This is a genomic window from Mesorhizobium sp. Root157 (assembly GCF_001427385.1).
Classification (GTDB): domain Bacteria; phylum Pseudomonadota; class Alphaproteobacteria; order Rhizobiales; family Rhizobiaceae; genus Mesorhizobium.
The window spans coordinates 94831-105623 of record NZ_LMGJ01000034.1; the positions used below are offsets into that span (position 1 = coordinate 94831).

The following is a 10793-nucleotide window of genomic DNA, read 5'->3' on the forward strand; positions in this document are numbered from 1 at the left end:
ATGACCAATACGCACGACCAGATTGTTGACGACAAGGAGGCCGAGCGGCACCGGGCCAAGATGGCCAAGCGCAAGGCCGTGCAGGACGCTGAGGTGGCAAAGAAGACGGTCGAGAAGGGCCTATTGATCGTCAACACCGGCCCGGGCAAGGGCAAGTCGACGGCCGCCTTCGGCCTGGCGCTACGCATACTAGGTTACGGCAAGCGGGTTGGTGTTGTCCAATTCATCAAGGGTGCCTGGCACACCGGCGAAAAAGACGCCTTCGCGGTGTTCGGAGACCGTGTTTCGTGGCACACGATGGGCGAGGGTTTTACCTGGGAAACGCAGGATCTGAAACGCGACATTGCCGCCGCTGAAGCGGCGTGGGCCAAAGCGCTCGAACTGATGGCCGATCCATCGATCAGCCTGCTGGTGCTGGACGAGATGAACATCGCGTTGCGCTACGAATACCTCGACCTTGAAAAGGTGATCGCGGCTTTGAAAGGCCGGCGCGAAGGGCTGCATGTGGTCATCACCGGCCGCAATGCCAAGCCGGCTCTGATCGAGGCAGCAGATCTGGTCACCGAAATGGGGTCTACCAAGCATCATTTCGCGGCGGGCGTGAAAGCCCAGCAAGGCATTGAGTTCTGACCGGTTTCGCGATTGGCGGCGCTACATCAGGATCAGCACCGACAGGATAGCGAATAGAGCAATCAGCAGCGCGTCAGCCATACGATAGAGGCTGAGTGCGCGCCTTATGTCTGCACTGGTTGCATCGCGCTTGCCGCCTTCGCCCATGAGAGCGTCTTCGACTACGACCCCGCCATAGGCACGCGGGCCGGCCAGTGCCAGGCCGAGCGCCCCGGCCATGGCAGCCTCCGGCCAGCCGGCATTGGGCGAGCGGTGCTTGCCGGCATCGCGCCGTACTGCGCGCCAGGCGCGTTGCGGATCAGCGTCTTTGACGAGATATGCAGACAATACGATGAGAAGTGCGGTCAGCCGTGAGGCTGGCAGGTTGACGAGATCGTCGAAGCGCGCCGCCGCCCAACCGAAGGCTTCGTGGCGCCGAGTGCGGTGACCGATCATCGAATCTGCGGTGTTGACCGCCTTGTAGGCGACACCACCGACCAGCCCGCCGGCACCGAGCCAGAAGGCCGGCGCGACGATGCCGTCGGAAAAATTCTCGGCAAGGCTCTCGATGGCCGCGCGGCTGACGCCGGCCTCGTCGAGCTTGTCGGGATCGCGACCGACAATCATCGAAACAGCCTTGCGACCGGCTTCCAGCCCGCCTGACTCAAGCGCGTCGGCGACCGCCTGTACGTGCGTGGCAAGGCTGCGCTGCGAAAGAAGGGAACTGGCGATCACGGCTGTGAGCAGTAGGCCAATCATGCTGTGGCCGAGGATGGCGATGATTGCGGCAGCCGCAGAAGCTGGCACCAGAATGAGGATGGCCAATGACACTACCCCCCACAGGCGACGCGCGATGTCGGTTTGGGAGGCGCGGTTGAGCGCCGCATCCAGAAAGGATATCAGCTTGCCGATCCAGGTGATCGGATGGCCGACGGCGCGGTAGAGCCGGTCCGGATATCCGAACGGTAGTTCGACGACCAGCGAAATGAAGGCAATCAGGACCGACATGGACATTCCGGACGAGATAGTTGCGGCGGTCGATCATGGCGGAAGCATCGGTCGGGCCAGGGCGCTGTTTCCGCAGGCGCCGGAGCCGTTCGTCGATCTCTCGACCGGGATCAACCCGCACTCCTATCCGCTTTTCGAGGTGCCCGCCACCGCCTTGTCGCGCTTGCCGGAGCAGGGGCGCGTCGATGAACTGACGGCAATTGCCGCTGACGTTTATGGAGTGCCTTCGGCAAGGCATGTGGTGGCGGCACCCGGAACGCAGATTCTGCTGCCGCGTGTGGCGACCCTGGTTGCGCCGGGCAAGGCACGCGTGCTCGGACCGACCTATGCCGAGCATGTGCGCGCGGCTGACATTGCCGGCCACAAGGTCGAGGAAGTTTCAGAATTCGAGGCGCTGTATGGCGCCGATCTCGCCATTGTGGTCAATCCGAACAATCCGGATGGCGGGGTTGTCGAGCGCGATCAATTGTTGACGCTTGCCGCGTCGTTGCGCGCCAAGGGCGGTTTGCTGGTGGTCGACGAAGCCTTCATGGATGTCGGTCCGCGCGAGCAGAGCCTAGCTGGAGATGTGGAGCAAGGCGGTGTCGTCGTACTGCGTTCTTTCGGCAAGTTCTTCGGGCTGGCAGGGGTACGGCTGGGCTTTGTGCTGACTGATGACGTGACGGCGAGCCGGCTGGCGGCGCAACTCGGGCCGTGGGCGGTTTCAGGGCCGGCGCTGGAATATGGTATCCGGGCGCTCGGCGACACCAACTGGCAGGATGCGATGCGGGCAAGGTTGGCCGGGGAGACCTCGCGCCTCGACGGACTGTTGAGCCGCCATGGTGTGCCTGTTGCGGGCGGTACGAAGCTGTTTCGGTATATTGCCTTCGATCAGGCCGGATCGCTGTTTTCCGTACTGGGCGAGCGGGGTATCCTGCTTCGTCATTTTATGGGGCGCCCGAACGTGTTGCGTATCGGTCTGCCGGGCGGCGCGGAGGAATGGCAACGCCTTGAAGCCGCTTTGGCGCAATGGTCTATAGTGAAAGCCGCAGGAGCACATCGGTGATCCACGTTTGTCCGCTCTCACAACTCGAGGAAACCGTCGTTCGCGTCGGACCGCAGCGTTTGGTGTCGCTGCTTGCCGTCGGCACTACCATGACGCGCCCGGCCTCTATCGTCAGCGAAAATCACCTCTACCTTGCCATGAACGACATTGCGGAAGCCCAGACCGGCATGACCTTGCCCGGCGAAAGTCATGTACGCAGCCTGCTCGAGTTCGCCTATGGCTGGGATCGCGCACGCCCGCTGGTTGTGCATTGCTATGCCGGCATCAGCCGTTCGACCGCGGCCGCCTTTATCATCGCTGCCGCACTCAGGCCCGAACGGGATGAGCGGGAATTGGCTGCGACTTTGCGCTGGCTGTCGCCTTCGGCTACACCGAACCCTAGGCTGGTCGCCGTTGCCGATGCGCTGCTTGGGCGTCAGGGGCGCATGATCGCGGCGATCAAGGGCATCGGGCGCGGTGCCGATGCCTTCGAAGGCATACCGTTCGAATTGCCGCTGGACGCATAGTCACCGCGCGAGGCGGTGTTGTTCCGATCAGGAAAGCCAGTCGGCGAGCTTGGCCTTGCGCATGTCCTTCAGCAGGGTGACGAACCCTGCTGCCTGGTGCTCGGCGGTCAGTCGGCCCTTATCGGCAGTTGCGGCTGCAGCGTTGCCGACCACGCCGCGCGGATTGAGATCGGTAGCGATCCAGGCAAAAGCATGCGGGCTTTGCGGCTTCAACAGTTCGAATTCACGCTCGGCCTTTACCGAACTGGAGGCGAAGTCTTCAGCCTTGTCCATGTCGACCAGATCAGGCCGGAAATGCAGCATCAGCGATGTCTCGACATCGCCGCCATGGATGCCTTGGCGCACTTCGATGTCGCTGAACAGGTCCTGCGGCCGTCCGAACCGCTCCCAGCTTGTCTTGACCGCCAGCATGCCGAAGCGCACCCGGAGGTTGCGGGCGACGATGCCGATGATTTCCTCATTGCCGCCGTGCGAATTGACGACGACGAGTTTCTTTACGCCGGCGCGGGCTATGGAAGCACAAAGTTCCGTCCATGCATCGATCAGCGTTGCGGGCGGAAGGGTCAGCGTTCCGGGCGCGTAGACGTGTTCATCTGATTTCCCAACCGCTTGGACCGGAAGGATGCGTACATCGAGATCATCGGGCAGGCGCGAAACCACCGCTTCGAGCATGCCTTCCATGATCGCCGTGTCGGTGGAAACCGGCAGATGCGGGCCATGCTGTTCTATCGCGGCTACCGGCAGCACGGCGATGGTCGCGTCCGGATCGATGCGGGCGAAATCCGCCGCCTTGTAGTCGCCCCACCAGGATCGCCTTCTTGTCCCGCCCATATCGAAATCCGGCACTGTTGTTCGTTCTAGGGCGAGCTTTACCCGTTTCCAGCCGGCAGGGCGAGGGGAAAGGCTACAGGCGCACCCGTTCGGATTTCGGATCGTACATCGGTTTCAGCGAAGCATCGGCGGCGAAGCGCTCGCCGGCGATTTCGATCTCGTAGGATGAGGCGAGTGTATCCGCTTCGCTTTCACCGGCGCTGGGTACATAGCCCAGGCCGATCGCGCCGCCGAGATGGTGGCCGTAATTGCCGCTGGTGATGGTGCCCACAATCTTGCCGTCGCGGACGATCGCCTCGTTGTGGAACAGCAGCGGCTCGGCGTCCATCAGGCGGAACTGGACCAACCGGCGTGACAGGTCGGCACCCTTCTTGCGCAAAACCGCGTCACGGCCAATGAAGTCACCTTTGGCGGTCTTCACGGCAAAGCCTAGGCCGGCTTCGAGAACATGGTCTTCGTCGGTGATGTCGTGGCCGAAATGGCGGAATGCTTTTTCGATCCGACAGGAATCCAGCGTGTGGAGGCCGCAAAGTTTCAGTCCCAAACCCGCGCCGGCCGTCTCGATTTCTTCAAAGACGTGCGCGGCCTGGTCGGTTGGCACGTAAAGCTCCCAGCCAAGTTCTCCGACATAGGTGATGCGATGGGCGCGGGCAATGCCAAGGCCGATTTCTATATCCTGAAACGTTCCGAACGGATTGTTTTCGTTTGAGAAATCGTTCGGGCTTACCTTTTGAATCAAGTCGCGTGATCGCGGACCCATCAGGCACAAGACGCTCTCGGCAGCAGTGACGTCGGTGATGACCGCGAATTCGTCGCGCAGATGCTTTCTCAGCCAGGCAAGATCCCGCTGGAGGGTAGCGCCGGGCACGACGAGGAAAAAGGCGGTTTCGGAAAGCCGGGTTACCGTCAGGTCGCTTTCGATGCCGCCGCGTTGGTTGAGCATCTGGGTGTAGACGATCCGGCCAGCTTCGACATCGATATCGTTGGCGCACAGCCTTTGCAGGAACTGCAGAGCATCGCGGCCTTCGACCCTGATCTTGCCGAACGAGGTCATGTCGAACAGGCCGATATTGTTGCGGACGGCCAGATGCTCCTCGCGCTGGTTGTCGAGCCAATTCTGCCGCTTCCACGAATAGCGGTATTCACGCTCCTGACCTTCGCGGGCGAACCAGTTGGCGCGTTCCCAGCCGGCGACCTCTCCGAACACTGCGCCGCGTGCTTTCAAATGTTCGTGCAGTGGTGAGCGGCGCACGCCGCGTGCGGTAGCCACCTGGCGATAGGGGAAGTGGTCGGCATAGAGCAGGCCAAGCGTTTCGGTGACGCGCTCCTTCAGATAGCGGCGGTTTTTCTGAAATGGCTGAACACGGCGGATATCGACTTCCCATAGATCGAAGGGCGCTTCGCCGTCGTTGATCCATTGCGCCAGTGCCATGCCGGCACCGCCGGACGAGACGATGCCGATGGAGTTGTAGCCTGCCGCAGTCCAATAACCGCCAAGTTCCGGCGCTTCGCCAAGGTAGTAGCGGTCGTCCGGCGTGAAGCTCTCAGGTCCGCAAAAAAAGGTATGGATGCCGGCGGTTTCCAGTATCGGCATGCGGTTGACGCCCATTTCGAGGATGGGCGAGAAATGCTCCATGTCTTCCGGCAACTGGTCGAAGCAGAAATCTTCGCTGATGCCGTTCATGCCCCAAGGCTTGGCGATCGGTTCAAAGGCGCCGAGCATCATCTTGCCGGCATCTTCCTTGTAATAGGCGCACTCGTCGGGCACCCGCAACACCGGCAGGCGCGACAGGCCTGGGATCGGTTCGGTGACGAGGTAAAAGTGCTCGCAGGCGTGGAGAGGAATGTTGACGCCGTTCTGCTGGCCGAGTTCCCGCGCCCACATGCCGGCGCAGTTGATGACGATGTCGGTTTCGATCGTTCCGTGCTCGTCGCCCTGAGCCCACGATACGCCATTGACGCGGCCGTTCCTGGTGTGGACCTTGGTGACCTTCACGCCTTCGACCACCCTTGCGCCGCGTTGGCGCGCGCCTTTGGCCAATGCCATGGCGATGTTGGCGGGGTCGCACTGGCCGTCGAGCGGCAGATGCACGGCTCCAACGACATCGGAGATGTTGAGGTGCGGGTACATTTCCTTGACTTCGGCGGGTGAAATCTCGCGCACGTCGACATCGAAGGCGCGGGCGAGCGACGCCTGCCGGTAGATCTCGTGCTTGCGTTCCTCGGTCAGCGCTACGGTGATCGAGCCGACCTGACGCATGCCGGTGCCGACACCGGTTTCCTCCTCGAGCTTGATGTAGAGATCGGCTGAATATTTCGCCAGCCGCGTCATGTTCTGCGAACCGCGCAACTGGCCAATCAGGCCAGCCGCGTGCCAGGTGGTGCCACAGGTCAGTTGCTTGCGCTCCAGAAGCACGATGTCGGTCCAACCGAGCTTGGCCAGATGGTAGGCCACCGAACAACCGGAGACGCCGCCGCCGATGATGACGGCCCGCGCCTTGGACGGCAAAGGCTTCGCGGATGGGGAATTCATGCCGCCTCGCGGCGATACATGGAGATGAAATGGCGCAACCTTCGCGCCGCCTCCAGAAGAACGGACTCTGGCTGGCACATGCTGATGCGCAGGTGGCCGGCGGCAGCTTCGCCGAAGCTCGATCCGGGCATGACGCCGACTTTCTCTGCCTCAAGGAAAGCCCAGGCGAATTTTTCGTCGTCCGGTTCGATGGCGCTGATGTCGAGCATGACATACATGCCGCCCTCGGAGCCGCGCACGACAACGTCGTTCATGCCACGAATGGCGTCGAGGAACATGGTGCGGCGCGCGGCATAGCGCTCGGCAATCTCGGCAATGCCATAGTCGTTCTCCAATGCCTCTACGGCAGCCCGAGAGATGAAGTCCGGCATGCCGTAGGTGGAAACGAGGTTGAGACTGATCAGCAGGCTGATGAAAGGCCGGGGGCCTGTCAGCCAGCCGATGCGCCAGCCGGTCATGCCGTGGCTCTTCGACATGGAATTGATGACCAACGTGCGTTCCGCCATGCCGGGCAGCGCGCGCGGGGAAACGTGTTCGCCGCCGCCCAGAGTCCAGTAGACTTCGTCGGACAAAAGCCAGAGGTCGTGGCGGCGGCAGACGTCGGCGATGGCTTCCAGCGATTTCCGGGTGTAGACCGCGCCGGTCGGATTGTTTGGCGAGTTGATGAGGATGGCGCGCGTTTTTGGCGTGACGGCATTTTCGATCGCCGCCGCATCCGGCTGGAAGCCGTGCTCGGCGCGCGTTTCGACCACCGTGAAATCGGCGCCGGCGGCGCGGAAGGTGCCGGGGTAGGTGGCATAATAGGGCGCCACCACGATGGCGTGCTCCCCATGGTCGATGGTGCCTTGCACGGCCGCATAAAGTGCCGCTTGTCCGCCAGGCGTTGCGATCACCTCGTCCGGCGCGGTTTCAACGCCGGTGCAGCGGGTGGATAGCTTGGCCATTGCGGCGCGCAGAGCCGGTATGCCGGGAAGCTGGGTATAATGATGGTGGCCGGCCCGCACTGCGTTGACGCAGGCTTCCACCGTCTCGCTCGGCGTATGGAAATCATGATCGCCGACCGACAGCATGATGATGTCTTCGCCGGCCTGCTTGCGCGACCACGCGGTAAAATGGACTTCCCAGCCGTCCTTGCCGGAAGGAACGATGCCGGAAATACGATTAGATGGTGTTGGCATTTTTCAGGCTTTCAATCTTTCGTTGTCCGGATCCCAAAGCGGCTCGTCCTTCTGGACGACAGCCTTGAAACGTTCGCCGAAGATTTCGATTTCCACGGCGCTTCCCGGTTCGGTGAGGTCTGCGCGTAGCATGCCCAGCGCAATCGATTCGTCTATCCGGTGACCCCAGCCTCCTGACAGCGTTTCGCCGACAATCTTGCCGTCGTGCCAGAGTGTCGACATGTAAGGCGCATCGCACTCGCCCGGATTTTCGACGAGCAGCGTGACAAAGCGCTTGGCGACGCCCTGCTGCTTCTCATTTGCAAGAGCGGCCTTGCCGCGGAAGTCCGGTTTTTGCCAGCGCACAAAGCGCTCCAGCCCGCCCTGCATGACGGTGTAGTCGGTGGAAAGGTCCTGTTTCCAGGCACGGTAGCCTTTCTCCAGCCGCAGCGAATCCAGCGCGAACATGCCGAAGGGCTTGAGACCGTGTTTCTGGCCAGCGATCCACACGGCGTCGAAAACCGCCGATGTGTCGGCGACTTTGGTGTGGATTTCCCAGCCCAGTTCGCCGGCAAAGGAGACGCGGATCAGGCGCGCCCAGCGGCCGGAAATTGTCGTTTCCAGATGTGTCAGCCATTGCTGGGACAGATTGGCGCCGCAGACCTCGCCAAGGATCGCGCGGGATTTTGGGCCGGAAAGAATCTGTGTCGAGTAATCTTGCGTTGTGTCGGTCAGCGTGAAGGGCGCATCGGGGGGCATGTGCGTTTTCAGCCACTCGAAATCGTGCAGTTGGGCGACAGCGGCTGTGATCAGCGTCATGGCATCTTCGGACTGGCGCACCACGGACATTTCGGTGACGATGCGGCCCTTGTCGTCGGCGAAATAGGCAAGGCCGATACGGCCTGGTTTTGGCACTGCGCCGGTAATCTGGCGGCTTAGCCATTCGGCGGCACCCGGTCCTTCCAGTTCGAAGCGTGAAAAGCCGGGCAGGTCGAGAATGCCGGCGGCATCGCGCACGGCAAGGCATTCCTCGCGAATGCGCTTTTGCCACGGGCCGTCGCGGCGGAAGGTCTGGGTTGCCTGCTCGGAAATGTCGTCACCGGGCTGCGCATACCAATTGGCGCGTTCCCAGCCATTCGCCGTGCCAAACTGGGCGCCAAGCGCCTTGATGCGGCCGTGGATCGGCGACAATTTTTGTTCGCGTGCCGCCGGCCAAGCGTGGCGCGGGAAATGGATGGCGTATTCGTGGCCGTAGATTTCCTTGCCCTTGGCGACGGCGTAGCCGGGCTCGGCGGCAAAGGCGGTGAAGCGGTGCGGATCGCAGGACCACATGTCCCATTCCGTCTGGCCTTCGGTCACCCATTCGGCCAGCACTTTGCCTGCACCGCCGGCTTGGGCGATACCGAAGGTGAAGACGCAGGCCTCGAAGGCGTTCGGCACGCCGGGCATCGGCCCGATCAGCGGATTGCCATCCGGTGCGTAGGGGATGGGGCCATTGATAACCTTCGACAGGCCGGCAGTTCCAAGGATCGGCACGCGGGAGACAGCATCGGCCAGGTAATGCTCCAGCCGGTCCAGGTCGTCCGGGAAAAGCTGGAACGAGAAATCTTCAGGCATCGGATCGTCGGCGTTTGCCCAATGGGCGCGGCAGTTGCGCTCATAGGGGCCGAGATTCATGCCGCTCTTCTCTTGCCGCAAATACCAGGAGGTATCGACGTCGCGCAGCAGCGGCAACTTGCGGCCCTGTTCCTTCGACCATGCGGCAAGCTCGGGGATTTCCTCGAACAGGATATACTGATGGCTCATCACCATCATCGGCACCTTGCGACCGAACATCTTGCCGACTTCCGCAGCCCGATAGCCGGCGGCATTGACGACGATTTCGCAGCGGATTTCGCCTTGCGGAGTTTCCACCACCCATTCGTCCTTGTCGCGACGCACCCCGGAGACGGGACAGAAGCGGATGATCCTGGCGCCCATGTCGCGCGCGCCCTTGGCCAAAGCCTGGGTGAGTTGAGCCGGATCGATGTCGCCGTCGCTCGGATCGTAAAGGGCACCCCGCAGGTCGTGCGTGTCGATGAACGGATAACGAGATTTGATCTCGTCAGGACCGACGACCTCGATATCCATGCCCTGGTAGCGGCCCATGCCCTTGGCGCGCTGGAATTCGCGCATGCGTTCAATGCTGTGGGCAAGCCGGAGCGAGCCGGTTACGTGGTAGTTCATCGGATAGTCGACTGCCTTGCCGAGGTCCCGGTAGAGTTCGGTCGAATAGCGCTGCATGTTCATCAGCGACCATGAGGTGGAAAAGGTCGGGACGTTTCCGGCCGCATGCCAGGTCGAGCCGGAGGTAAGTTCGTTCTTTTCCAGAAGCACGCAGTCGGTCCAGCCGGCTTTGGCGAGATGATAGAGCGACGATGTGCCAACGGCGCCGCCGCCGATAATCACCACCCGCGCCGTCTTCGGAAAATCAGCCATACAATCCTCCCAGGCCCGTTTCAGTACACTGGCGGTGAAACTGTCCAGATCACCACCGCCGGTTCGGTGCCTGGATTGCGCCAGCGAAATGGCTTCTTCTCGAAGCGGAAGCTGTCGCCCGCCTCCAGGCGGTGCCAGTCGCCCGCGATTTCGATCTCGAAAATGCCGGAAACGACATAGCCGGCTTCTTCCGTTGGCCGCAGCGCCGGCTCCGTCAGTTCAGCTCCGGGAGCGAAAACCGAGCGGAGCATTTCGAAACTGCCGCCGAGGTCAGGCGATAAAAGCTCCTCGATCAGGCCGCTTTCGCTCGTGCCGAGCGCGCGCCGACGACTGGCGCGGACGATCACGCCGCGCTCGCTTTCCTCTGGAACGTCGTGACTGAAAAAAAGGCTGACCGGAACCTCGAACAGGTTGGCGAAGGCGCGCAGATCACCGAGCGAGGGAATGGACAGGCCGCGTTCGACCTGGCTCAGCCAGCCGATCGAACGGCGAAGTTTCAGCCCTACCTCAGCAAGGGTCAGGCCGCGGGCCTTGCGCAGCGCACGAATGTCGCTGGCAAGCAGGCGTTCGCCTTCCGGATGTTCCGCTTCGTTCGGGATCGCTGTCGTTGGCACAGTCGTTACCTT

General features: G+C 62.1%; 9 protein-coding genes. 3 read left to right on the top strand and 6 right to left on the bottom strand.

Going from position 1 to position 10793, the window contains the following annotated elements:
- Entirely contained in the window at positions 1-630 is a 630-nt protein-coding gene (gene cobO / locus ASD64_RS16075) for a cob(I)yrinic acid a,c-diamide adenosyltransferase (protein WP_056106836.1), read from the top strand.
- Between the two features lie 21 nt (positions 631-651).
- Here the strand turns inward: cobO and cbiB are convergent, their stop codons facing one another.
- Positions 652-1617 carry an adenosylcobinamide-phosphate synthase CbiB gene (cbiB, locus tag ASD64_RS16080; RefSeq protein WP_056106840.1) on the bottom strand — a complete coding sequence of 322 codons (966 nt, stop codon included), beginning with the start codon at positions 1615-1617 and terminating at the stop codon, positions 652-654.
- Between cbiB and cobD the strand changes: the two genes are divergently transcribed.
- Positions 1595-2662, top strand: a complete 1068-nt coding sequence (gene cobD, locus ASD64_RS16085) for a threonine-phosphate decarboxylase CobD (RefSeq protein WP_244480817.1) — start codon at positions 1595-1597, stop codon at positions 2660-2662. The two genes, cbiB and cobD, sit on opposite strands and share 23 nt — an antisense overlap.
- Complete coding sequence (locus ASD64_RS16090) at positions 2659-3168, top strand: tyrosine phosphatase family protein (RefSeq protein ID WP_056106845.1); 510 nt, start codon at positions 2659-2661, stop codon at positions 3166-3168. Before cobD ends, ASD64_RS16090 begins: the two co-directional genes overlap by 4 nt.
- Before the next feature lie 27 nt (positions 3169-3195).
- Here the strand turns inward: ASD64_RS16090 and ASD64_RS16095 are convergent, their stop codons facing one another.
- The 5 genes from ASD64_RS16095 to ASD64_RS16115 form a co-directional block, all read right to left on the bottom strand.
- Positions 3196-3999: a creatininase family protein gene (locus ASD64_RS16095; protein WP_056106847.1), complete on the bottom strand. Its 804-nt coding sequence runs from the start codon at positions 3997-3999 to the stop codon at positions 3196-3198.
- A gap of 73 nt (positions 4000-4072) precedes the next feature.
- Positions 4073-6532 (bottom strand): GcvT family protein, encoded by a 2460-nt coding sequence (locus ASD64_RS16100; RefSeq protein ID WP_056106849.1) that lies wholly within the window; start codon positions 6530-6532, stop codon positions 4073-4075.
- Positions 6529-7710 (bottom strand): pyridoxal phosphate-dependent aminotransferase, encoded by a 1182-nt coding sequence (locus ASD64_RS16105; protein WP_056106851.1) that lies wholly within the window; start codon positions 7708-7710, stop codon positions 6529-6531. Before ASD64_RS16105 ends, ASD64_RS16100 begins: the two co-directional genes overlap by 4 nt.
- A gap of 3 nt (positions 7711-7713) precedes the next feature.
- Positions 7714-10167, bottom strand: a complete 2454-nt coding sequence (locus ASD64_RS16110) for a GcvT family protein (RefSeq protein ID WP_056106853.1) — start codon at positions 10165-10167, stop codon at positions 7714-7716.
- 20 nt (positions 10168-10187) lie between these two features.
- Positions 10188-10730, bottom strand: coding sequence for a helix-turn-helix domain-containing protein (locus ASD64_RS16115; protein WP_056107154.1), 543 nt, complete (start codon positions 10728-10730; stop codon positions 10188-10190).
- Positions 10731-10793 lie beyond the last annotated feature (63 nt).